The organism is Dokdonella sp. (genome assembly GCF_019634775.1).
Taxonomy (GTDB): domain Bacteria; phylum Pseudomonadota; class Gammaproteobacteria; order Xanthomonadales; family Rhodanobacteraceae; genus Dokdonella.
The window spans coordinates 124,552-148,662 of sequence record NZ_JAHCAS010000003.1 but is presented as its reverse complement, the minus strand read 5'-3'; the positions used below and the strand labels follow the sequence as shown (position 1 = coordinate 148,662).

The following is a 24,111-nucleotide window of genomic DNA, read 5'->3' as shown; positions in this document are numbered from 1 at the left end:
GTCCACGCCACGAATGTGGTCCCCTGCCACAAGCCATCCCCGACTCGCCTGCTATCATCCTGCGGCCGCGCCGGGTCGATACCGGGCGCGGCGTCCGTTTCCTGCATGGAGTGGTTGCAAGTGCTTGAAATCCTGATAGCCGGCGGTTGGGCAATGATCCCGATCCTGATCTGTTCGGCGGTGGCCCTGGCGATCATCCTCGAGCGGTTCTGGACCCTGCGGCGCAAGTCGGTCGTGCCGCCCGAACTCGGCGAGCAGGTATTGAGCTGGGCGCGAACGCGCAAGCTCGATCCGCAGCACATCGATGCCCTGCGCCGCAATTCACCGCTCGGTGAACTGCTCGCCGCTGCGCTCGATGTGCGCAATCGCCCACGCGAGGTCATCAAGGAGCGTGTCGAGGACGCCGGCCGTCACGTCATGCATCGGCTGGAGCGCTTCCTCAACACGCTCGGCACGATCGCGTTGATCACTCCATTGCTTGGCCTGCTCGGCACCGTGTTCGGCATGATCCGCATGTTTTTCGCGGTCATGGTCAGTGGCGTCGGCGATCCGTTGAAGATGGCCGGCGGTATCGGCGAGGCGCTGGTATGCACGGCCAGCGGCCTGTGCGTGGCGATCCCGGCGTACTTCTTCCATCGCTACTTCCGCGGCCACGTGTCCGGGTTGGTCGTGGACATGGAAAAGCAGGTGTTCGCGCTGACCGACGAATTGACGATCGCCGGCGAAGCCCGCGCGGCCGGCTGAAGCCACGACGATGCGCATTGCCGGCCGCCGCGAGGAAGACTTCGAGATCAACGTGATCCCGTTGATCGATGTCCTTCTGACCCTGCTCATGTTCTTCGTCATGACCACGACCTTCGTGCAGCACTCGGCCATGAAGGTGACCCTGCCCGAAGCCTCGGCCAACGCGGGTAACCAGGACAGCCGTGTGTTGACGATCCTCGTGGATACCGAGGGGCGCTACTTCATCGACAACAACGAGGTGTTGAGTCCGTCGGTCGAGACGCTCAAGGAAGCGCTCATGCGCGTGGCCGGTGATGATCGCGCGCGCCAGGTCGTGTTGCGTGCCGATGCGATGACGCCACATCAGGCCGTGGTCACGGCGATGGATGCGCTCGGTCAACTTGGCTTCGAGCGGCTGACCATCGCAACCACGCCGGCCAAGGCGCAGGGAAGCCGATGACGGTGCTGACCACTCCGGCGCGGGTGGACTGAGCGCGATGGCGGCCGGCGCCTTCGCCACTTACCGGCGCCTGCTCGGCTATGCCGCGCGCCATCGCCTGTATGCGTTCGCCGGCATTGCCGGCATGGTGTTCGATGCCGGCGTCGCCGCGCTGTTCGCCTGGCTGATCCAGCCAATGCTCGATCATCTGTTCATCGACCGCGATGCGCGCACGATCTTCTGGATGCCGCTGATCATCGTCGGCTTGTTCGTCGTGCGCGGTATCGCCACCTTCTGTGCCGACTACAGTCTGGCGCGCATAGGACGCGAGGTGGTCGAGACCCTGCGCGGCGAAGTGTTCTCGCGCTACCTCGATCTGCCGGCCAGCCATTACGACAGCGAGCCGTCCGGACAGATGATCGCGCGCCTGACCTACACAGTCGAACAGGTCGCACAGGCGAGCACGAACGCGGTCAAGGTGTTCGTGCTCGACAGCCTGACCGTGCTCGGCATGATCGGTGTCATGCTCTGGTACAGCGCCCGCCTCACCCTGCTGCTGTTCGTCATGGCGCCGCTGATCGCCGCGGTCGCCTGGCTGGTCGGGCGCCGCTATCGGCGCATCAGCCGAAAGATCCAGCATTCGGTCGGTTCGGTCACCGGCATCGTCGACGAGGCCATCGAGGGCCATCGCGAGGTCAAGGTCTATCTCGGCCAGGACGGCGAACGCCGCCGTTTCGGCGAGATCAACGAGCGCAACCGCCGCCTTAATCTCAAGGTGTCGGCGACCAATGCGCTGTCGACCTCGGTTGTGCAGATCGTTGCTGCCAGTGCACTCGCTCTGGTCATTTTCTTTGCCACGCGGCCGTCGATGATCGACACGATGACGCCGGGCGCATTCATGGCCCTGATCACGGCCATGCTGACCATGCTGCCTTCGCTCAAGCGCCTGACCACGGTGCAGGCGATGATGCAGCGGGGCGTCGCCGCTGCGCAGAACCTGTTCGCCATCATCGATGCCGCGCCCGAGCGTGACGAGGGCACGCTCGACGTCGGGCGCGTGCGCGGCGAGATCGAACTGCGCGACGTGGTCATGCGCTATCCAGGGCGTGACGAGCCGGCGCTGCGCGGAGTCAGCCTGCGTTGTGCGCCGGGTTCGGTGACTGCCTTGGTCGGCCGTTCCGGCAGTGGCAAGTCGAGCCTTGCCAGCCTGATCCCGCGCTTCTACGACGCCGATGCCGGCGAAGTCCTGCTCGACGGCGTGCCACTCGCGCATCACCGGCTCGACAGCCTGCGCCGGCAGATCGCCTGGGTCGGGCAGCGCGTGGTGCTGTTCAACGACACCATCGCCAACAACATTGCCTACGGCGCGCTGGCCGGCGCATCTCGCGAGGCGATCGAGGCTGCAGCGCGTGCGGCGAACGCAATGGAGTTCATCGAGCGGCTGCCCGGCGGGCTCGACGCGCAGGCCGGCGAGGGCGGGGCGCTGCTCTCGGGGGGGCAGCGCCAGCGCATCGCCATCGCGCGCGCCCTGCTCAAGGATGCGCCGGTCCTGATTCTCGACGAGGCGACCAGCGCGCTCGACACCGAATCCGAACGTCTCGTACAGGATGCGCTGACGCGCCTGATGCGCGAACGCACCGTGCTCGTCATCGCCCACCGCCTGTCGACGGTCGAGCATGCCGACCAGATCGTCGTGCTCGACGATGGACTCGTCGTCGAGCGCGGCACGCACGCCGAGCTGATCGCGCGCGATGGGCGCTACGCGGCCTTGCATCGTGTGCGTTTCGAGGACGGCGAAGCGGCGATCGCCGGCGTTGATCCGTGAACGCGGTGCGCATCGAACGCATCTGGTACGGCCATGAACCAGTGCCATGGTGGCTGCGCGTGCTGGTGCCGGTCTACCAAGGGCTGCGCCTGCTCGATCGTGCGCCGTGGACGCTCGGCCTGCGGCGGGTGACGCGCCTGCCGGTACCGGTCATTGTCGTCGGCAATCTCACGGTTGGCGGTACCGGCAAGACGCCGTTGGTCATTGCCCTGGTCGAGGCCCTGCGCGCGCAGGGTTTCCGCCCGGGCGTGGTCAGTCGTGGTTATGGTGGTCGCGTGCGTTCCCCGCTGCTGCTCGATGATCGTCCCGATCCGGCCGAAGTCGGCGACGAACCGAGTCTCCTGCGGCGGCGTACGCGCGTGCCGGTGGCGGTGGGGCGCGACCGCGGCCGGGCTGCGCGCCTGTTGCTCGCCCAAGGCGTCGATGTCGTCATTGCCGATGATGGCCTGCAGAACCTCTCGCTCGCGCGTGACCTCGAGATCTGCGTGATCGACGGCGAGCGCCGCTTCGGCAACGGCCGTCTGCTGCCGGCCGGCCCATTGCGCGAGTCGGTGGCACGGCTGGCCGAAATGGCGTTCGTGGTCTGCAATGGTGGCCCGGCCGCTGCCGGCGAAGTGCCGATGCGCCTCGAGGGCGACATCGCCGTGGCATTGGCCGGTGCAGAACCTTCGCGCCCCCTCGCTGCTTTCGCCGCGCAGCGTGTGCACGCGGTCGCCGGTATTGGTCATCCGGCGCGTTTTTTCGCCCAACTGCGCGCGCACGGCGTGGTCGTGGTCGAGCATGCCTTGCCGGACCACCACGCCCTGACGGAGGCCGACTTCGCCTTCGGCGAAGCCCTTCCGGTGCTGATGACCGAGAAGGACGCGGTCAAGTGCGCGCATTGGGCGCGTGCGGACTGGTGGTGCGTACCGGTGCGCGCGGATCTGCCGCAGGCCTTCCTCGAACGCGTGGTCGAGCAGGTGCGCCAGCGCAAGGGAGCGGCGCGCAGCCCCTGAAGCGATCGCGCGCCGCTGCGGGCGACGACGGTGGCCTGGCACATGCGTCTGGGCATGGACATCCAGACGTCCGAACGCGGGTCTGAATTGTTGCAGTCGCAACCAGTGAATCCGTGCTTGACAGCGCTGCAAAGCCTCGGTTAGCGTGCGATCCATGTCGCGCTGCAGCAGCCACCTTGGGATTGTTTCGACGGTGTGTCGTCCGGGTCGTTCGGGGGCGGCTGTTGGCGGCGTGCCGGTTCTTCTTGCGAGCGTACTTCTCATTACCTGCGGAGGTGCGGGCTAGGGTACGCGTGACAGCGGCAGCAACACCCTGAAACCCCGCACTCGGCAACGAAGCGGGGTTTTTTGTTGCCTTCACGCATGCCGGCCCGGCCGCCGGGAGTCAGCGATGAACAACGATGCAGCGACAGATGCAGTGGATGACGTACGCAGCACGGGCAGTGCCGGGCATGTGCTGATCTTCGACACGACCCTGCGTGATGGTGAGCAGGCACCCGGCTTCTCGATGAGCCGCGCGCAGAAGCTGCGCATGGCCTCGGCGCTGGCTGACCTCGGCGTTGACATCCTCGAAGCAGGATTTCCGCATGCCTCGCCCGACGATTTCGCTTCGGTGGAGGCGATAGCCAGGAGCGTGCGCGGCCCACGCATCTGCGCACTCGCGCGCTGCCAGGCTGGTGACATCGACAGCGCCGGCCGCGCACTCGCGCATGCGCCGAAGGCACGCATCCACACCTTTCTTGCCACCAGTCCCTTGCATCGCCAGTTCAAGCTGCAGATGTCGAAGCAACAGGTCGTCGACACGGCGGTTGCCGGCGTGCGCCGCGCGCTCACGCTGTGCGAGGACGTCGAGTTTTCGGCCGAGGATGCGATCCGCACCGAACCTGAATTCCTCGCCGAGGTGTTTTCAGCCGTGATCGAGGCGGGCGCACGCACGGTCAACGTGCCCGACACGGTCGGCTACACCACGCCGGCTGAAATCGCCGAACGTTTCGCCTGGTTGCGTGCGAACGTGAAGGGCGCCGAGCGCGTGGTGTTCAGTTCGCACTGCCATGACGATCTCGGCATGGCCGTAGCCAACAGCCTCGCCGCCGTGGCGGCCGGCGCGCGCCAGGTCGAATGCACGATTGGCGGCATCGGTGAGCGCGCTGGCAATGCCGCGCTGGAAGAGCTGGTGATGGCCCTGCGCGTGCGTTCCGAATGCTTCGGTGGGCTGGAGACAGGCATCCGTACGCAGCGCCTGCACTCGACCGCGCGCCTGCTCTCGCAGATCACCGGTCAGCCGATTCCGCGCAACAAGGCGATCATCGGCGAGAACGCCTTTGCCCATGAATCAGGCATTCATCAGCACGGCATGCTCAAGCATCGCGGCACCTACGAAATCATGCGCGCCGAGGATGTCGGCGTCGCCAGGACCCAGCTCGTGCTCGGCAAGCACAGTGGCCGCCACGCCCTGCGCGAGCGTCTCGAATCACTCGGGCACGTGCTCGACGATGCCGCGCTCGACGTGGCTTTCGCCAGCTTCAAGGTGCTCGCCGACCGCAAGCGCGAGGTGTTCGACGCTGACATCGAGGCGATCGCGCTCGGCCACGATCCGGAAGCCTCGGGACCGTGGACGCTGAGCCACCTGCATGCGACCAGCCACGTCGGCGCCAAGGCGTCGGCCTCGGTGAAGCTCAGCCACGAGGATGGTCGCGAGGTCAGTGAGGCGGCACTCGGCGACGGTCCGGTCGATGCGGTGCTGCGCGCCGTATCGCGTGCCGTCGGCCACGACTTCACGATCCACGAGTTCAACATCCGTGCGCTCAGCGAAGGCGGAGATGCGCAGGGGCAGGCCGCGATCATCGCCCTGCACGAAGGCCGCGAACTGCGTGGCCAGGCGGTGTCGACCGACATCGTCGAAGCCGCCGCACTGGCCGCGCTCGAGGTGGCCAATCGCATCGAACGCATGCATGCACGTTCACCTGCCGCCATTGCCGCTACCGCGTGAGGAAACCCATGTCGAACCTGATCTGGCACAACGGAAAGCTCAAGCCATGGCATGAGGCCACGGTGCACGTCAGCGCGCATGCGCTGCATTACGGCTCCTCGGTGTTCGAGGGTGAGCGCGTCTATGCGACGCCGCAGGGGCCTGCGTATTTCCGCCTGGCCGACCACACGCGCCGCCTGTTCGAGTCGGCGCGCATCTACGAGATCGAGATCGGCTATGACGAGGACGAGATCAATGCGGCCTGCCTCGAACTGATTGCGGCGAACGGCCTCAAGTCGGCCTATGTGCGGCCGATCGTGTTCCGTGGCGCGGGCGGTCTCGGCGTGCTGCCCAAGGCCGGTTCACCGGTCGACGTGTCGATCATGGCGCTCGATTGGGGCGCTTACCTCGGCGACGCGCTCGAACACGGTGCCGATGTGTGCGTGTCGTCGTGGAACCGGCCGGCACCGAACACGTTTCCAGCCTGGGCGAAGGCGGGCGGCAACTATCTTTCAAGCCAACTGATCGCGTTCGAGGCGCAGCGTGGTGGCTATGCCGAAGGCATCGCGCTCGGCCACAACGGCCTGCTCAGCGAGGGCGCGGGCGAGAACCTGTTCCTGGTCAAACGCGGTCTCATCCTCACGCCGCCGACCAGCGCAGGCATCCTCGCCGGCATCACGCGTGACAGCGTGATCGCGCTGGCCGGTGACCTCGGCTACCGGGTCGAGGAGCGCGACCTGCCGCGCGAGGCGCTGTACACGGCTGACGAGATCTTCATGACCGGCACCGCCGCGGAGATCACGCCGGTGCGCTCGGTCGACCGCAAGCCGGTCGGCACCGGCAGGCCCGGCCCGATCACGCGTGCGCTGCAGCAGGCCTTCTTCGGTCTGTTCGACGGGCGTACACGTGACGAACGTGGCTGGCTGACCCTGGTGCATGCCGCGGCGCCGGTGCGCGCCGACGAGGTCATCGCCGCATGAGCGCGCGCACGATCATCGACAAGATCTGGGATGCGCATGTCGTGCGTGCCGAAACGACGGATACGCCGGGCATCCTCTATATCGATCTGCACCTGATCCACGAGGTGACCTCGCCACAGGCCTTCAGCGAACTGCGGTCGCGCGGTTGCGGCGTACGTCGCCCCGAACGCGTCCTCGCCACGCTCGACCATTCGACCCCGACCACGCCCGCGGATGCCAACGGCCGACGTGCCTATGCCAGTGTGGAAGCGGAGAACCAGGTGCGCCAGCTGGAGGCGAACTGTCGCGAATTCGGCATCGAGCTGAATGGCTGGGACAGCGAGAATCGCGGCATCGTGCACGTGATGGGCCCCGAGCTCGGCGCGACCCAGCCCGGCATGACCATCGTCTGCGGCGACAGCCACACCGCCACGCACGGCGCCTTCGGTGCACTCGCCTTCGGCATCGGTACGACCGAAGTCGGCCACGTGCTGGCCACGCAATGCCTGCTGCAGCGCAAACCGAAAACCTTTGCGATCCACGTCGACGGTCACCTGCGTCCCGGCGTCGGTGCCAAGGACCTGATCCTGCACGTGATCGGCGTGATCGGGGTCGGCGGCGGCACCGGTCACGTGCTCGAGTATCGCGGCAGCGCGATCGAGGCGCTGTCGATGGAGGAGCGCATGACCGTGTGCAACATGTCGATCGAGGCGGGCGCGCGTGCCGGCCTGATCGCCCCTGACGAAACCACCTTTGCCTGGCTGGCCGGACGCGCGCGCGTGCCGCAAGGCGCGGACTGGAACCGCGCCGTCGCAGGCTGGCGAGGCCTGCGCAGCGACGACGGCGCGCGCTACGACCGCGAGGTGCGCATCGATGCCGCCGAGATCGGTCGCACCATCACCTGGGGCACGCATCCGGGCATGGTCACGCCGATCGCCGCGCCGATCCCGAGTGCACGCGATGCCCAGGAAGCCAAGGCCTTGGCCTACATGCGTTTCGCAGGTGGCCGGCCGCTCACCGGCGAAAAGGTCGACGTGGTCTTCATCGGCAGTTGCACGAATTCGCGCCTGTCCGATCTGCGCGAGGCGGCCGCGGTGCTGCGCGGCCGCAAGGTTGCCGCCGGCGTGCGCATGCTGGTCGTGCCCGGTTCGGTGCGCATCAAGCGCGAGGCCGAGGCCGAGGGACTCGACGCCGTGTTCACCGACGCCGGTGCGGAGTGGCGTGACGCCGGCTGTTCGATGTGCATCGGCATGAATGGCGACATCGCCCAGCCCGGCCAACTCGTCGTTTCGACCAGTAACCGCAACTTCGAGGGGCGGCAGGGGCCCGGCGCGCGTACCGTGCTGGCCAGCCCGCTGGTGGCCGCAGTCGCCGCGGTCAGCGGCTGCATCACCGACCCCGACGCCTTCCTGGAGCACGCCGCATGAAACCCGTCAAGGAAGTGCGTTCGCGCACGGCCGTGCTGCCGTTCGAGAACATCGACACCGACCGCATCATCCCGGCGCGTTTCCTCACCACCACCGAACGCGCCGGTCTCGGCCGCCATGCCTTCAACGACTGGCGCTACGCGGCCGATGGCAGCGACAACCCGGAGTTCCCGCTCAACCGCGCCGAGGCCAAGGGCTGCGCGATCCTGGTCGCCGGGCGCAACTTCGGTTGCGGCTCCTCGCGCGAGCATGCGCCATGGGCGCTGCTCGACTACGGCGTGCAGGCGGTGATCTCCTCGGAGATCGCAGACATCTTCCGCAGCAATGCGCTGAAGAACGGTCTGCTCGCGATCGTGCTGGCCGAGGCCGAGCATCGCGTGCTGCTGGACAGCCCGGGCCTCGAACTTGCCATCGACGTCGCCGCACGCACGCTCACGCTGCCGGACGGGCGCGTGTTCGCCTTCGCCCTCGACGGCTTCGCGCGCCATTGCCTGCTCAACGGCATCGACCAGCTCGGGTTCCTGCTCGATGCCGAAGCCGACATCGCGGCGTGGGAGCGTACCCGCGCGGATATCCCAACGGAGACAATTGCATGAGAGCCCACATCGCGGTCTTGCCGGGTGACGGCATCGGTCCGGAAGTCAGCGCCGCGGCGGTGGCCGTGCTGCGTGAGGTCGCCACGCAAGCAGGGCATGTCGTCGAGTTCAGCGAGCACCACATTGGCGGTATCGCCATGGACGAAACCGGTGAACCATTGCCGCAGGCGACGATCGACGCCTGTCTCGCTTCTGATGCCGTCCTGCTCGGTGCGGTGGGCGGCCCGAAATGGTCGGACCCGCAGGCCACGGTCCGCCCGGAGCAGGGTCTGCTCGCGTTGCGCGCGAAACTCGGCGTGTACGCGAACCTGCGGCCGCTGCGCGTGCATCCGCGCTTGGCCGCGCATTCACCGCTGAAGCCCGAGAACCTCGCCGGCATCGACCTGTTGTTCGTGCGCGAGCTGACCGGCGGTGCCTACTTCGGCCGCAAGCAGCGCGAGGACGACGCCGCGATCGATGAATGCCGCTACACGGTTGGCGAGGTCGAGCGCGTGGTGCGTCGTGCCTGCGGGCTGGCGCGTCGACGGCGCCGCCGCCTGACCTCGGTCGACAAGGCCAATGTGCTCGAGACCTCGCGCCTGTGGCGTGCCACGACGACACGCGTAGCTGGCGAATACTCCGACATAGCCCTCGAACACCAACTCGTCGATTCGATGGCGATGCTGCTGCTTACGCGGCCTTCGGCCTACGACGTCATCGTCACTGAAAATCTGTTCGGTGACATCCTGACCGATGAAGCCGCCGCTCTCGCCGGGTCGCTCGGTGTGTCGCCGTCGGCTTCGCTGGGCGATGGACCGCGTGGCCTGTACGAACCGATCCACGGCTCGGCACCGGACATCGCCGGGCAGGGTGTGGCCAATCCGATCGGCGCCATCCTCAGTGCCGCCCTGTTGCTGCGCCACTCGCTCGGGCTCGATGCCGAGGCCGATGCGCTCGAGGCGGCGGTCGATGCCGTGTTCGAGCACGATGAGCTGACCCGCGACCTCGGCGGCAAGGCGAGCACGCAGCAGGTCACCGCCGCCGTGCTCAGTCGTCTTGCCGGGAAGTGCAGGGTGGCCGCATGAAGACAAAGGACTGGAAGCGCATCCCGCTACGCAGTGACGTGATGAAGGCCGGCCCGGACCGTGCGCCGGCACGGGCGATGCTGTACGCGACAGGCCTCGACGAGGACGCCGTGCGTCGACCGATGGTTGCCATCGTGCACTCCTGGTCGAACATCTCGCCGTGCAACCTCAACCTGCGCGAGCTGGCCGAGGCTGCCGCCGAAGGCGTGCGTGCGGCCGGCGCGACACCGATCGAGTTCAACACCATCGCGGTCACCGACGGCATTGCCATGGGCACGCCGGGCATGCGCGCCTCGCTGGTCAGTCGTGAGGTCATCGCCGATTCGATCGAGCTGGCCGTCGATGGGCACAGCCTTGATGCGATGGTCGTGCTGTGCGGGTGTGACAAGACCATTCCGGCTGCGGCGATGGCATTGGCGCGGCTCGACATTCCGGGCGTCGCCTTGTACGGCGGCAGCATCGCGCACGGCACGCTCGACGGTCAGCCGATCACCGTGCAGCAGGTGTTCGAGGCGGTCGGCGCGCATGGTGCAGGTCGCATCGACGACGCGCGCCTCACCGCGATCGAGCAGAAGGCTTGTCCGGGCGCCGGAGCCTGTGGGGGCCAGTTCACCGCCAACACCATGGCGATGGTACTGACCACGCTGGGCTTGAGTCCGCTCGGCTTCAACGATGTGCCGGCGACCGATCCGGCCAAGCGCGATGTCGCGCGACGCTGCGGTGAACTGGCCGTCGAGGCGCTGCACGCGCAGCGCCGTCCGCGCAGCCTGTTGACCCGCGAGGCGTTCCGCAATGCCGCGCGCATGGCGGCAGCCACCGCGGGTTCGACCAACGCGGTACTGCACCTGCTCGCCATTGCCCACGAGGCGGGTGTCGAACTCGAACTCGAAGACTTCGAGGCGGCCTCGGTGGCGACGCCTGTCATCGCCGACCTCATGCCCGGTGGTCGTTATACGGCGATCGAGATGAGTGCGGCCGGCGGCCTCACCACGGTGCTGCGCGAGCTGCGTGCAGCCGACCTGGTCTACGATACGCCGACGATCACCGGCCGCAGCCTGTTCGCCGAGATCGAAGCGGCACCACCGGCGCCGTCCGGGCAGGAAGTCGTCGTTCCGGTCGACAGGGCATTCAAGCCGCGCGGCGGCTATTCGATCCTCTACGGCAAGCTCGCACCGGAAGGCTGCATCCTCAAGCTCGCCGGCAAGGGCCGCCTGCATTTCGAGGGCAGGGCGCGCGTGTTCGACGGCGAAGAGGCTGCGTTCAAGGCCGTGCAGGCCGGCTTGATCATGGCCGGCGACGTCGTCGTGATCCGCCATGAAGGCCCGGTCGGCGGCCCCGGGATGCGCGAGATGCTGGCGGTCACGGCTGCCCTGGTCGGCCGTGGCCTCGGTGACGATGTCGCCTTGATGACCGACGGTCGCTTCAGCGGTGCCACGCACGGCTTCATGGTCGGTCACATCGCGCCCGAAGCGGCGCTCGGTGGACCGATCGCCCTGCTGCGCGACGGCGATCGCATCGTCATCGATGCCACCCGCCGAGTCATCGATACCGACGCCGACCTCGAATCACGCCGTGCCGAATGGATCGCGCCGCCGCCGAAGGTCGAACGTGGCGTGCTCGCCAAGTATGTGCGTCTGGTCGGCTCCGCCGCGCGCGGCGCGGTCACCGACGCTTGACTTCCCCCAACGAATTCAGAAACCCCGTCATGCCTTCCCTGGAGACCAACACGATGAATTCCACCGTCACCACCGCCGCTCTCGAGGGCGCCCGCATTGCCGTGCTCGGTTACGGCAGCCAAGGTCGTGCCCATGCGCTCAACCTGCGCGATTCCGGCCTCGATGTTGTCGTTGGCCTGCGCCCGGGCGGCCCGACCGCGGCGAAGGCGAGCGCCGATGGCTTCACCGTCGTGGCCCCGGCCGATGCGGTCAAGGACGCCGATCTCGTCGCCGTACTGACCCCGGACATGGTGCAACCGGCGCTGTATCGCGAAGTCATCGAGCCGAACCTCAAGCCCGGCGCCGCGTTGCTGTTCGCACACGGTTTCAACGTGCACTTCAAGACGATCGTGCCACGCAAGGACATCGACGTGATCCTGGTCGCGCCGAAGGGGCCGGGTCATCTGGTGCGTACCGAATACGAGATCGGTCGCGGTGTGCCCTGCCTGTATGCGGTCTACCAGGACGTCAGCGGCAAGTCGGCGGACCTGGCCAAGGCCTATGCGGCAGGCCTCGGCGGAGCGCGCGCCCTGTTGATCGAAACCGACTTCAAGGAGGAGACCGAGACCGACCTGTTCGGTGAGCAGGCCGTGCTCTGCGGTGGCGCCAGCGAACTCGTCATCAAGGGTTTCGAGACTCTCGTCGAAGCCGGCTATCGTCCCGAGATCGCCTACTACGAAGTGCTGCACGAGCTGAAACTGATCGTCGACCTGCTTTATCAGGGCGGCATCACCAAGATGCTGACCTATGTCTCCGAGACCGCGCAGTATGGCGACTACGTCAGTGGCCCGCGCATCGTCGATGCCGCCACCAAGGAGCGCATGAAGGACGTGCTGCGCGACATCCAGGACGGCACCTTCGCCCGGAACTGGACCGCCGAGTACGCCGCTGGCTTGCCGAACTACCAGCGCCTCAAGCAGGCCGACCTTGATCACCCTATCGAGAAGGTCGGTGCCGAGTTGCGCAGCAAGATGACCTGGCTGAACGAACAGAGGTGAGGACCTCTTTTCATACCCGCTGGTTGGAGCTTCCGAGAACTCTCAACACCGTCATCCCGGCTTTCGCCCGGATGACGAGCAGGGCAGGACTTTTCGCAGTTCCCCCGCGGAGAAGCAGAACAGCAGAGAGACGATGTCATGAACGCAATGCTGCAACCCGGACCATCCTGTGACACCCATGCGCTTGCCGGCACGCCGATGAGCGGTGCCGACATCGTCGTGCAGGTGCTGGCGGACGAAGGTGTCGATGTCGTGTTCGGCTATTCCGGTGGAGCGATCCTGCCGGTCTACGACGCGGTGTTCCGTTACAACCGCGAGCATCCGCGAGCGGACGGCAGCGAGCCGCTGCCGCTGATCGTGCCGGCGAACGAGCAGGGGGCAGGTTTCATGGCGCAGGGTTACGCGCGCGCCTCGGGCAAGGTCGGCGTGGCCCTCGTCACCTCCGGGCCGGGTGCGACCAATACGGTCACGCCGGTGCGCGACGCGATGGCCGACTCGGTGCCGATCGTCGTCATCTGCGGTCAGATACCTACCGCAGCGATCGGTACCGATGCGTTCCAGGAGGCGCCGATCAGCAGCATCATGGGTTCCTGCGCGAAGCATGTGTTCCTGGTCACCGATGCGGCCCGGCTCGAGGCCACATTGCGCACCGCATTCGAGATCGCGCGCACGGGTCGGCCCGGCCCGGTCGTCATCGACATTCCCAAGGACGTGCAGAACGCCGCATTGGTGTTTGCCGGCAGCGGTACGCTGCCAGTGCCTGGTTATCGCGCGCGCCTGCAGGCAATCGCCAGCAGGCGGCTTGGCGAAACCGCGTGCGCGCGCTTCTTCGATGCGTTCGAGCGTGCCGAACGGCCGCTCTTGTATGTTGGCGGTGGCGTCATCGCCGCCGAAGCGACGGCATCACTGCGTGCGTTCGCCAAGCGCTTCGGCGTGCCGGTGACGACCACGCTGATGGGGCTTGGTGCGGCGGACACCACTGAAGCACTGTCGCTGCACATGCTCGGTATGCATGGCACCGCGTTTGCCAACTACGCGGTCGAGGACTGCGATTTCGTCATTGCGGTCGGTGCGCGTTTCGACGACCGCGTCGCTGCCGTGCCTGACCAGTTTGCCGCCGGGGCGAAGTTCATCGCCCACTTCGACGTCGATCCGGCCGAAATCGACAAGGTCAAGCGCGTCAACTGGCACCATCTCGGTGACCTTGCCGATGCGCTGGACACACTGCGCGTGTTTGCCGATGCGCGTGGTATCGATCCGCTCGGTCAGGGTCGCCATGCGCCGTGGCATGCGCACATCGCTGCGCTCAAGCGTACCTATGCAATGAACTACGACCGTGGCAACGCGCTGATCCAGCCGTACGCGGTGATTGAGGCGATCAACCGGATCACCCGAGGCAACGCGATCATCGCCACTGGGGTCGGTCAGCACCAGATGTGGGCGGCGCAGTACTTCGACTTCACCGCGCCCCGTCGCTGGCTGACCTCAGGCTCGATGGGCACGATGGGCTTCGGCCTGCCGGCGGCGATCGGTGCGCAGTTCGCGCGCCGCGACATGGTCGTGATCGACATCGACGGCGATGCCAGTATCCGCATGAACCTCGGTGAACTCGAGACCGTCACTACCTACGGACTGCCGGTCAAGGTCGTCGTGCTCAACAACTGCGGCGATGGCATGGTGCGTCAGTGGCAGAAGCTGTTCTTCAAGGGACGCTTCTCGGCGACCGACAAGAGCCTGCACAAGAAGGATTTCATCAAGGCCGCTGCGGCAGACGGTTTTGCCTGGGCAAGACGCCTCGAGAATCCCGCCGAGGTGGACGCCATGGTTGCGGACTTCATCGCTTTTGACGGTCCCGCCTTTCTCGAGGTGATGATCGATCCCGATGCCGGCGTCTACCCGATGGTCGGTCCAGGCATGACCTATGCGCAGATGATCACCGGCGATCACATTCCGTCGCGTTCTGCAATGCAGTCGCGCGAGGCTGGGCCTTCGGAGATGTTCTGATGCGTCACATCATTTCGATCCTGCTGCAGAACGAAGCCGGCGCACTGTCGCGCGTGGCCGCGATGTTCTCCGCACGCGGCTACAACATCGAATCGTTGACCGTGGCTGCGACCCATCATCCGGAGGTCTCGCGTCTGACCCTGGTGACGGCCGGCGACGATGCAGTGATAGCGCAGATCATCAACCAGTCACGCAAGCTCGTCGACGTGCTCGAGATCGCCGACTTGACCAGCCGTGGGCATCTCGAATCGGAGTTGTTGATCGTCAAGGTGGTGGCGACGCCGCACAACCAGGCCGCGATTGCCGACTTCACCCAAGCCCGCGGCGGCAGTGTGCTCGACGCGAGCGGATGTACCCGTACACTGCAGTTCGCCGGGGATGCGGCTCACGTCAGCGCGGTGCTCGCCGACCTCGGTGCAGTTGCCGACGTGCTGGAAATCGCGCGCAGCGGCACCGCGGCGCTGGAACGTGGCGAGGCGGTGCTGGCGCTGCCGGGACAAGGGTCGTAGGAGCCCCTTCGGGGCGGTGCTCTTCGATACCACCACGAACAGCGTCGCCCCTGAAGGGGCTCCTACGGGTCTCCGGCTTGCGGCAACGCGCCGAGGCGCACGACACGTTCGAGCGTGACCTCGCCGCGGCGGACGGTCAGCGTCACCGGCCTGCCGGCTGCATCGCGCAGCAGCGACTGGAACTCGACGCGGTCGCGTAACGGGCGGCCGTCTAAGGCGAGCACGAAGTCGCCCGGCATGAGGTTCGCATCCGAAGCCGGCGTGCCGGTGATGACCGAGCCGATCTGCACGCCGTTGCGGTTGTCGACGCCTGCACGCTCGGCCGCGGTGAGGTTGCGGAATGTCGCGCCGAACAACAGCTTTAAGCGCACGTAGTACATCGCGAGGTATTCCTCGCCTGCGCCTTCTGCCGGCACGTGGTGGCGATAGACGAGCATGCGGTCGGCGCCGACGCGGCTTGCTGCAGCGTAGGCCTTGTCTTCGGCGCGGGGATCATCGGCGGCGAAACGGATGCTGCCCACATGCGCGTGGCCATCGGCAGCCTGCGCGCGTCGATCGGCAAGCGGTGTCGTGCCTTCGACGAGTTGCGGTCGCGCCGGTGCCGGCGCTGCACGCAGAGCGACGATCTCGTCCGGTCCGCGACCCTCGACGGTCTCGAAACGCGCTTCGGCAGCGGGCGCAATATGGTCTGGTTGTGCCGGTGCTTCGACTACGACCGATCGGGTCATGCAGCCGGTCAGGCAGGCGAGCACGCTGCCGAATGCACACGTCCGCAGATTCCTGTTCATGGTGCCGAGCATACGCCAGGGCGGAATGGAACGCGTGCATGCGCGCCTCTGCGGCGTGCGAAGGAGGCCGGCGCGCTGGAACATCCTGAAAAAAAAGACCCGCGAAGCAGCCATGCCGCTTCGCGGGTCGATCAAGCCATCGACGGTCTACGGCATCGGTTCTGCTTCGTCGAAGCCGTCCTTGAAGATCGTGTCCCCGGACACCGAGAACGTCACGAAGCCGACGTCGAACGGGCCGGCGCGCGTGAGCGGAACGCTGGTGCCACCGATGCTCGGGTTGAGGGCCGCGTTGAGCGTCGTGCTTGTGTTGGCGATCGCGCCTGGGAAGTCGAGCAGGGAGCCCGAGCGGTAGCCGTCGTCGATGGGTGCGGTCTGGTCGTTTGCGAACTGCCAGTTGGAGATCGCCAGCGTGTAGGTGCCATCGGCATACGCGCGGACCAGATTCGACTGGAACACCGACGTGCCGATGGCATCGTCGTTGCCGTAGTCCGGGATTGCCAGGCGATCGCCGTCGTAGACCCAGAAGTCGGTATCGGTCGTCGTCTGGCCGATCGTGGTGATCGTCACCGTCGGTTCGGTGAGGTCCGGTCCGGCGACCGGCACGACCGCCTCGATGGTGTAGTCGAGCGAGTAGTCGGCCGTGGTCGCGGCGGTGCCCGCCACCCGCACATAGATGTCGGCTGGCGCTTCGGTGGTGTACCACTGGATGAAGCGCGCCGGCGTGGTCGTCGCCGAACTCGCTTGCACGGTGATGTCGGACGTCGGGTTGGCCGCACCTGCGCTCTGGCTGAGGCCACGGATGGTCAGTGTGTGCCCGGGCGTGTCACTGGTGACGATCAGGCGGTGGCGGTAGAAGCCATCGGCAGCCTGCGCAGCCGTGGTCACGCGGACGTAATCGAGCCCTGTGCCGGTCGACGAGGTCGAGTTGCCCGAAAAGACGCTGGTGGCGTCGTTCGGAGGCAGCACGAGCGTGTTCGCCGTGGCTTTGTCGTCGTTGCCTTCGATCTCGTAGGCGCCGACCACGAAGCGCACGAACTGCACGCCGAATACGCCGTCGCGGACCACCGTCACGGGCGTACCGCCGATCGAGACATCAAGATCGGTTGAGCTCGAAGTACTGCTGTTGACGGTCACGCCGGGGAAGTCGACGACCGAGCCGCTGCGATACCTGTCAGTGGCCGGACTGGCCAGGTTGTTCGCGAGGTTGAAGGTGGATACGGCGGCGTAGTAGACACCCGGATCGAACGTCTCGCTCACGCGCGACTGAGACGACGATCCCGGTGCGGGCTCGTCGTCGTTGCCGTAGTCGGGGATTGCCAAGCGCGCCCCATCGTGGATCCACATGTCGGTATCGACGGAGGTCTGGCCGACGGTCGTGATCGTCACCTCTCCGACCGCGATGCCGCTCGGTCCCGTCACCGGCGTGACCGCTTCGACCTCATAGTCGAGGCTGTAGTCATCGGTCGTCGACGCGGTGCCGGTCACGCGCACGTAAAGATCGGCTGGTGCGCCGCTGGTGTACCACTGGATGAACCTCGCCGGAGTCGTCGTCGTGCTGCTCGTCTGCACGGCGATATCGGAGTTCGGATTGATCACGCCGCCAGACTGGGAGAGGCCACGGATCGAGATCGTGTGTCCCGGGGTGGTGCTCTGCACGATCAAGCGATGGCGATAGAAGCCGGGGGCCTGCGCGGAGGTCTTGGCGAGGAAGGTGTCGATGCCGCTGCCCGTCGCAGCGGTCGAGTTGCCGGTCATGACCGCGGTGCGGTTCGAACCCGGAAGCTGCAGCGTGTTGGCCTCCGCCTTCGAGTCGTTGGGCTCCGTTTCGCTCGGTGGCACGACCGGACCGCAGGTGGTCGGGATGGCGAGTTCCCATTCACCCGATGGCGTATTCGTGTGCAGCGGCGAGATCGCGCCGGTGGTCAGGTTGAACGAGCCATAAGTGTAGGTGCCGCCGCCGGTGTAGATCGCGGCGTAGAGCGTGCCGTCATTGTTGTCGAAGTCCATGCCCTGGGCGAAATTCGCCGCCAGCCCGTGCCCGCCGATCAGCGTGGCCGCGCCGGTCGCGCGGTTGATCGAGTAGAGCGAATCGGTGCTGATATCGTGACCGTACATGTCGCCATCACAGTTGATCGCGATGTCGATCATGATTCCGCTCGCGACGCCGGTCGAGCCGATGAGCGTCGCCGCGCCGGTGCCGAGGTTGAACGAGTAGATGTTGGTCGCGGTCGACAGGAAGGCGTCACCGGTGACCGGATCGATGCTGAGGCCGGTTGGCGCGTCAGTGCCCGTGAGGCCGCTCACCGGGGCGAGGGACGTGAACGCGCCGGTTGCGGTGTTCACCGTACCGAACACCGATGGATTGCCGGTGACGGACTGGATGGCATAAAGCGTGGTGCCGGTCGGGTCGAAGTCCAAGGCGTAGAACGATGCGCCCGGATCGCCGACGAAGGCTTGCGTGCCGAACGTGCTCAGCGTGAAGGAATAGAGGCCTTGAGCGCTGCCGGTGACGCCGCGCATGTTGTAGGCATAGCCCGTGTCCGACGGCGCGTTCGGCAGCAGTGGCGCCAACGGTGCCGGAGCGGCTTCGATGGCGGCCGCACACTGGATGGCATAGTCCTGCGGTTCCGCCAGCGCACTGTTGGAAAGCTTGGCACAGTCGAGTACTTCCTGTGCATATGCGCAGCTCGCGAAAGCAGTCAGCAGGGATGCCGTTATCGATAACGTTCGCATGATTCAACTCCCCATTCTGGTGGTACACCGTGCGGCGCCGGTACGCACCCGGCCTGGATGCGCCGTCGCCCTAGAGCGACTATCACACAGAAAGGCGAGTGCATCTACATGCGCTGCAGTATGTGTCCTGTCGCCGCGACCGCACGAGTGATCCTCCAAGGCCCCGCGGTGCGACCAGGGGGCGGCATGGTGGATCCCGTTCACGCTGCCGCGGGCGTCCGCATGCGTATCATCTGACATCCGTTGGCCCGGACAGGAGGGTTCATGCGTCCGATCAATCCGTGGCTGGTCCTGGTTGCCCTGTTGGCATCGACCCAGGCAGGGAATCTCCAGGCAGCGTGTCCGCCTGCCGGCACGACCAGGGCGACTCTGACGACGCTCGCCGAAGCGGGCTTCGCGCTCGAGGATGCCGATGAGCGCGATGCGCTTGCCCTCGAACTCGTCGATTGCCTCGGCAATCCAGATCCTCGACTGCGTGACGCGATCGCCTACGAGGCGATCAGTACTTGGCTGCGCGATGCTCGGCTCGGTGCCGAGACGCGCACGTCTCTGCTCGCGCGCCTGACCCGCGAGCTGTCGCCCACACCGGCCGACACGGTCGGTTTTCGCGCCTCGTTTTCGGCCCTCGTGCTCGCCGCACTGGTTGGTTCGGATCGACACAAGCCGTTGCTCGACGCTGCCGCGATCAGTGGCCTCGTCGATACCACCGCAGACTGGTTCGAGTCGATCCGCGACTACCGCGGCTTCGATGCACGCGCCGGTTGGCGCCATGCGGTTGCGCACGGTGCCGACCTGCTGGCGCAACTGGCCGTGCATCCTCACGTTTCCGCAGACGGCATCGACCGCATCGTCGATGCGCTCGCCAGCCAGGTCGCGCCGGCAAGCGGTCACTTCTATGTCTACGGTGAGCCGGAACGTCTGGCGCTGCCGCTGCTCTACATCGCCGGACACCATCGATACACCACCGAGCAATGGCGTGACTGGTTCGCCGGCATCGCTGCCCTGCCCGAGGACGGCAATCTGTTTGGCTCACGGATCACCCTCGCGCGCCGGCACAATCTGCAGGCTTTGCTGCTTGTGCTCTACGTCAATGCGAGCGAATCGCAAGACGAAGCGCTGCGGGCGACATTGCGACCGGCGGTGCTCGAGGCCTTGCGCAGCCTGCAGTGATCCGGGTGTCATTGAACGAGTTGCATCCGCCGATCATGGATCGGCTCGCGGCGATCCTGAACCCATGAGCGACGAGACTTCGAAACTGTTGATCGGCGTGTCGCCGCGCATCCTGCGTCAGGTGCCGACCGAACTCGGCTTCCGTGGCAAGACCCTGCAGTACCTGGAGCAATCGGTCGCGCATTGGGTGATGTCGCTTGGGGCCATGGTGGTCATGCTGCCGACGGTCGAGCGCGAGAGCCTCATCCGGCCTGCCCACATCGACATGCATGACATCGTCGCCTCGCTCGATGGCCTGATCCTGCAGGGGGGTGCCGACATCGATCCACGCAGCTATGGCGAGGAGCCGACGCACACGCTCGGCGCAATCGATGCCGTGCGCGACCGTTTCGAACTCGAGCTCGTGCGCGGCTTTGCCGGCGCCGGCAAGCCGGTGTTCGGCATTTGCCGCGGCCACCAGCTCATCAATGTCGCCTTCGGTGGAACCCTGTATCAGGATCTGTGCGCCGATGGTGCCACCCGTGAACGGCACGTGCAGGCCGAGGCCTACGACGAGCACGGCCATGGCCTGCGCTTCGCCGAAGACGGCCTGCTGGCGGCGGTCCATCCTGGGATCCGTGCCGCGCGCGTCAACTCGATCCACCACCAGGGCATCAAGCGCCTCGGTGCAGGTCTGCGTGTCGATGCCTGGTCCGATGATGGCGTGATCGAGGCTATCCGTGGCGAGGGCGCGGGTTTCATCGTCGGCGTGCAATGGCACCCTGAATTCCACGACGGCCGTGACCCCGGCTTGCTGGCAGCCGATCCGCTGATGCGGGCGTTTCTGGATGCCGCGCGGGCACGGCGTGCGAACCGCGGGTGATCTGCGTCGATGCATGGGCGACTTTCGTCGCTCGCGCGAAGTCCGGGGCGCTCCCAACCATCCCTCAACGGTGTCAGCGTCGCGTGTGGCGATCCACGGCATGTGCGGCGCATGCCGGCATCGTTGGCGGTGGTGCGGCGGGTGTTTGGACCCTTTGGGATGCTCTGATCAATCCCGCGACGGCGTCACCGTCCTGTGCGGGCGCGGCTCGCCCAGGCAACCAGCCTGCACTTCGCCACGCCCACCCCGCTGCGAATCTTGTGGATGTGATGACGCCATTGCGGGATCGATCAGAGCATCCCTTGCCTGCGATTCGCGCAAGCGCGCGGTCAAAGCGACAACGTCCGCCCCCCATCGACGGGCAGGTTGATGCCATTGACATAAGCCGCTGCGGGGGAGGCGAGGAAGGCGATTGCGGCAGCGACTTCGTGGGGCTCGGCGAATCGATCGAGCGGAACACTGGCGAGCATGCGTGCGCTGACGGTCTCCTTGCTCTCGCCACTCGCCTGCGCGCGGTCGGCAAGGATCTGTTCGAGCCGTTGGGTCTTCGTGTAGCCGGGCAGAACGTTGTTGACGGTGATCCCGGCCGGGCCGAGTTCGCCGGCCAGCGTCTTCGCCCAGCTGGCCACCGCACCGCGGATCGAGTTCGACACGCCGAGGTTGCGGATCGGTTCCTTCACCGAAGTCGAGATCACGTTGATGATGCGTCCGTAGCCCGCTGCGCGCATGCCGGGCAGGATGGCCTGCACGACGATCTGTGCAGCCATCAGGTGCTGATTGAAGGCGATGCGGAACTCATCGAGCGTGGCCGTGTGCGCCGGCCCGCCGGGTGGGCCGCCCGTATTGTTTACCAGGATCTGCACCGGCGTGACGTTGACCAACGCCTCGACACGGGCGCGCAGCGCCGCGTGCTCGTTCATGTCGGCCGCAACGAAGCCGTGGTTCTGCCCGCTGCGTCGTGGCAATGCCGCGACGATGGCTTCGAGCGCGTCATTCGAGCGTGCGAGCACGGTGACATCGGCGCCGAGCGTGGCCAGTTCATGCGCGGCGGCACGGCCGATGCCCTGCGAGGCGCCGAGCACGAGGGCATGCTTGCCGGTCAGGTCGAGATCCATCGTGCAGTCCTCGGGTAGTGGCCGATGCAGCCTACTGCAGGCGCAACAGCTTGAGTGTCATCAACGGCAGCAGGTCTTCGTCGCTGCCGGCACGGGGCGGCTCGACGCTGCCTAGGTCGAAGCCGAAGGCGGCAGCATCGTCCTCGTCGAGGCCGTCGAATGCGCGGAACTCGGCGTCCAGCAGGGCCATGCGCGCGGCTGTCGCATCGTCATAGCGCAGGTAGCCGCCACTCGAATCGAGCACCTCGGCCAGCCCCGACCCGAACACCTGCAGGCGCGCCCAAACCAGCAGGTCGCCAACGGCGACACACCACCATTGCGTTTCGATGACGGCACCCGCTTCGTCGTCGGCGGAAAGGGTTTCGTCGCTCATGGAAGCCATCCGAGCGCGTTGGAAACGAAGGTGGCGGCGGCGCCGAAAACGATGCCCCAGGCGCCGGCGAAACCCATGCGTGCGATGCCGTCGAGCAGACGGTCGCCGAGCCGGCGGTAGCGCCGCCACAGGTACCAGCCGAAGGCGCGCGGCGTGAACAGGAAGGCGCCGATGCGTGCGCGCTCGGCCGGGTGCTTGTCGCGCAGGTGCACGGTCACCAGCACCCAGGTCATGATGTAGGTCGAAAGCCCGGCGACGATGAAGCCAAGGCCCATGACGAGCAGGAATTCGCGCGTGGCGAGCATCAGAACTCGGCCTGTCCGGGCGCGCGCGGGTAGGGAATCGCGTCGCGGATGTTGGCCAGGCCACAGACGTAGACGACCAGGCGCTCGAAGCCGAGCCCGAAGCCGGCATGCGGCACCGTGCCGTAACGGCGGAAATCGCGGTACCAGCCGTAGTGGACGGGATCGAGGCCGAACTGCTGCATGCGCGCATCGAGCACGTCGAGGCGTTCCTCGCGCTGCGAGCCGCCGATGATCTCGCCGATGCCCGGCGCGAGCACGTCCATCGCGGCGACCGTGCGGCCATCGTCGTTGAGGCGCATGTAGAACGCCTTGATCTTCTCCGGGTAATTCGTCACCACGACCGGGCGACCGATGTGTTCCTCGGTGAGGAAGCGCTCATGTTCGGTCTGCAGGTCGGCACCCCAATCCACCGCGTACTCGAACTTCCTGCCCGACTTCTTCAGGATCTCGACCGCATCGGTGTAGTCGACGCGCTCGAATGGCGCATCGACCAGGTTTTCGAGGCGAGAGATCGCGGTTTTCTCGACGCGCTCGGCGAAGAAGGCCATGTCGTCGGCACGCTCGTCGAGCACGGCCTTGAACACGTACTTGAGCAGTGCCTCGGCCACGCGCGCATCCTCGTCGAGATCGGCGAAGGCGATCTCCGGCTCGATCATCCAGAACTCGGCGAGGTGACGCGCGGTATGCGAGTTCTCGGCGCGGAAGGTCGGGCCGAAGGTGTAGACCTTGCTCAGGGCCAGGCAATAGGCCTCGACATTGAGCTGGCCGGAGACGGTCAGGAACGCTTCCTTGCCGAAGAAATCCTTGCGGTAGTCGATACCGCCCTTGTCGGTGCGCGGCAGGTTCATGAGGTCCAGCGTGGAGACGCGGAACATCTGTCCGGCCCCTTCGGCGTCCGAGGTCGTGATGATCGGGGTATTGACCCAGTAGTAACCGTGTTCGTGGAAGAACCGGTGCACGGCAGCGGCGAGCGTATGGCGCACACGCGTGACCGCGCCGAACAGGTTCGTGCGAGGACGCAGGTGTGCGACTTCGCGCAGGAACTCGAGCGAATGCGGCTTCGGCTGGATCGGGTAGGTTTCCGGATCGTCGACGAAGCCGACCACCTCGATGTGCGTGGCGGCCAGTTCGAAGCCCTGGCCCTTGCCCTGTGAAGGCACCAGTTCGCCCTCGGCGATGACCGAGCAGCCGGCGCTCAGGTGCAGCACCTCGCTCGCGTAGTTCGGCAGCGATTCCGGGGCGACCACCTGGATCGCGTCGAAGCACGAGCCGTCGCTGACGTTGACGAAGGACAGGCCGGCTTTTGAATCGCGGCGCGTGCGCACCCAACCGCGCACGCGAATGCGGGAGCCGGCGGCGATGCTGCCGGAAAGGGCCTGTTTGACACTGACGACGGACATGCGGGAGGACTCCAGGGACGATGTGGAGCGGGATGGTTGCGCGGAGCCGCACATGATAGCGGAAGCGCCGCGCGCCACGCGTGCGGATGGCTTGAATCCGCGCACGCCGCCACGATCTCGGCTGGCTACGATGTAACATCGC

Annotated in this window: 21 protein-coding genes; 15 read left to right on the top strand and 6 right to left on the bottom strand. The window is 66.4% G+C overall.

All coding sequences use genetic code 11. The features are described 5' to 3' along the window. The first annotated feature begins 120 nt into the window (after positions 1-120). From KF907_RS14490 to ilvN, 13 genes are all read left to right on the top strand, one after another. Positions 121-744 (top strand): MotA/TolQ/ExbB proton channel family protein, encoded by a 624-nt coding sequence (locus KF907_RS14490; protein ID WP_291221508.1) that lies wholly within the window; start codon positions 121-123, stop codon positions 742-744. Positions 745-754: 10 nt separating this feature from the next. Continuing rightward, positions 755-1,183, top strand: coding sequence for an ExbD/TolR family protein (locus tag KF907_RS14485; RefSeq protein ID WP_291221506.1), 429 nt, complete (start codon positions 755-757; stop codon positions 1,181-1,183). Between the two features lie 37 nt (positions 1,184-1,220). Then, positions 1,221-2,987 carry a lipid A export permease/ATP-binding protein MsbA gene (msbA, locus tag KF907_RS14480; RefSeq protein WP_291221504.1) on the top strand — a complete coding sequence of 589 codons (1,767 nt, stop codon included), beginning with the start codon at positions 1,221-1,223 and terminating at the stop codon, positions 2,985-2,987. Further along, positions 2,984-3,982, top strand: a complete 999-nt coding sequence (lpxK, locus tag KF907_RS14475; RefSeq protein WP_291221502.1) for a tetraacyldisaccharide 4'-kinase — start codon at positions 2,984-2,986, stop codon at positions 3,980-3,982. The genes msbA and lpxK overlap by 4 nt, the downstream gene beginning before the upstream one ends. A gap of 391 nt (positions 3,983-4,373) precedes the next feature. Then, positions 4,374-5,972 (top strand): 2-isopropylmalate synthase, encoded by a 1,599-nt coding sequence (locus KF907_RS14470; RefSeq protein ID WP_291221500.1) that lies wholly within the window; start codon positions 4,374-4,376, stop codon positions 5,970-5,972. A gap of 8 nt (positions 5,973-5,980) precedes the next feature. After that, positions 5,981-6,931 (top strand): branched-chain amino acid transaminase, encoded by a 951-nt coding sequence (locus tag KF907_RS14465; RefSeq protein WP_291221499.1) that lies wholly within the window; start codon positions 5,981-5,983, stop codon positions 6,929-6,931. Next, positions 6,928-8,337 carry a 3-isopropylmalate dehydratase large subunit gene (gene leuC, locus KF907_RS14460; RefSeq protein WP_291221496.1) on the top strand — a complete coding sequence of 470 codons (1,410 nt, stop codon included), beginning with the start codon at positions 6,928-6,930 and terminating at the stop codon, positions 8,335-8,337. Before KF907_RS14465 ends, leuC begins: the two co-directional genes overlap by 4 nt. After that, complete coding sequence (leuD, locus tag KF907_RS14455; protein WP_291221494.1) at positions 8,334-8,933, top strand: 3-isopropylmalate dehydratase small subunit; 600 nt, start codon at positions 8,334-8,336, stop codon at positions 8,931-8,933. Before leuC ends, leuD begins: the two co-directional genes overlap by 4 nt. Beyond that, positions 8,930-9,997, top strand: coding sequence for a 3-isopropylmalate dehydrogenase (gene leuB, locus KF907_RS14450; protein WP_291221492.1), 1,068 nt, complete (start codon positions 8,930-8,932; stop codon positions 9,995-9,997). Before leuD ends, leuB begins: the two co-directional genes overlap by 4 nt. After that, positions 9,994-11,673 carry a dihydroxy-acid dehydratase gene (gene ilvD, locus KF907_RS14445; RefSeq protein WP_291221490.1) on the top strand — a complete coding sequence of 560 codons (1,680 nt, stop codon included), beginning with the start codon at positions 9,994-9,996 and terminating at the stop codon, positions 11,671-11,673. Before leuB ends, ilvD begins: the two co-directional genes overlap by 4 nt. A gap of 53 nt (positions 11,674-11,726) precedes the next feature. Continuing rightward, entirely contained in the window at positions 11,727-12,710 is a 984-nt protein-coding gene (ilvC, locus tag KF907_RS14440; protein WP_291221489.1) for a ketol-acid reductoisomerase, read from the top strand. 138 nt (positions 12,711-12,848) lie between these two features. Then, positions 12,849-14,714: a biosynthetic-type acetolactate synthase large subunit gene (gene ilvB / locus KF907_RS14435; RefSeq protein WP_291221488.1), complete on the top strand. Its 1,866-nt coding sequence runs from the start codon at positions 12,849-12,851 to the stop codon at positions 14,712-14,714. Next, positions 14,714-15,223 carry an acetolactate synthase small subunit gene (ilvN, locus tag KF907_RS14430; protein WP_291221486.1) on the top strand — a complete coding sequence of 170 codons (510 nt, stop codon included), beginning with the start codon at positions 14,714-14,716 and terminating at the stop codon, positions 15,221-15,223. The genes ilvB and ilvN overlap by 1 nt, the downstream gene beginning before the upstream one ends. Before the next feature lie 62 nt (positions 15,224-15,285). On the opposite strand, the gene KF907_RS14425 is transcribed toward ilvN, so the two are convergent. Both KF907_RS14425 and KF907_RS14420 read right to left on the bottom strand, forming a co-directional pair. Next, on the bottom strand, positions 15,286-15,951 hold the full coding sequence (locus KF907_RS14425; protein WP_291221483.1) for a PDZ domain-containing protein: 666 nt from the start codon (positions 15,949-15,951) through the stop codon (positions 15,286-15,288). 207 nt (positions 15,952-16,158) lie between these two features. Beyond that, complete coding sequence (locus KF907_RS14420) at positions 16,159-18,744, bottom strand: NHL repeat-containing protein (protein WP_291221482.1); 2,586 nt, start codon at positions 18,742-18,744, stop codon at positions 16,159-16,161. 264 nt (positions 18,745-19,008) lie between these two features. On the opposite strand from KF907_RS14420, the gene KF907_RS14415 reads away from it, so the two are divergent. Both KF907_RS14415 and KF907_RS14410 read left to right on the top strand, forming a co-directional pair. Beyond that, positions 19,009-19,914 carry a DUF2785 domain-containing protein gene (locus KF907_RS14415; protein WP_291221480.1) on the top strand — a complete coding sequence of 302 codons (906 nt, stop codon included), beginning with the start codon at positions 19,009-19,011 and terminating at the stop codon, positions 19,912-19,914. Positions 19,915-19,978: 64 nt separating this feature from the next. After that, positions 19,979-20,776, top strand: a complete 798-nt coding sequence (locus KF907_RS14410; protein WP_291221478.1) for a gamma-glutamyl-gamma-aminobutyrate hydrolase family protein — start codon at positions 19,979-19,981, stop codon at positions 20,774-20,776. A 329-nt stretch (positions 20,777-21,105) separates the two neighbouring features. On the opposite strand, the gene KF907_RS14405 is transcribed toward KF907_RS14410, so the two are convergent. The 4 genes from KF907_RS14405 to asnS are packed head-to-tail and all read right to left on the bottom strand — an operon-like array spanning position 21,106 to position 23,969. Next, on the bottom strand, positions 21,106-21,891 hold the full coding sequence (locus KF907_RS14405; RefSeq protein ID WP_291221476.1) for an SDR family oxidoreductase: 786 nt from the start codon (positions 21,889-21,891) through the stop codon (positions 21,106-21,108). A 31-nt stretch (positions 21,892-21,922) separates the two neighbouring features. Then, on the bottom strand, positions 21,923-22,264 hold the full coding sequence (locus tag KF907_RS14400; protein WP_291221474.1) for a hypothetical protein: 342 nt from the start codon (positions 22,262-22,264) through the stop codon (positions 21,923-21,925). Then, the gene (locus KF907_RS14395; protein WP_291221472.1) at positions 22,261-22,569 is read right to left on the bottom strand and encodes a hypothetical protein; all 309 of its coding nucleotides are present in this window, start codon (positions 22,567-22,569) and stop codon (positions 22,261-22,263) included. The genes KF907_RS14400 and KF907_RS14395 overlap by 4 nt, the downstream gene beginning before the upstream one ends. Beyond that, entirely contained in the window at positions 22,569-23,969 is a 1,401-nt protein-coding gene (gene asnS, locus KF907_RS14390; protein WP_291221470.1) for an asparagine--tRNA ligase, read from the bottom strand. Before asnS ends, KF907_RS14395 begins: the two co-directional genes overlap by 1 nt. Between the last annotated feature and the right edge of the window lie 142 nt (positions 23,970-24,111).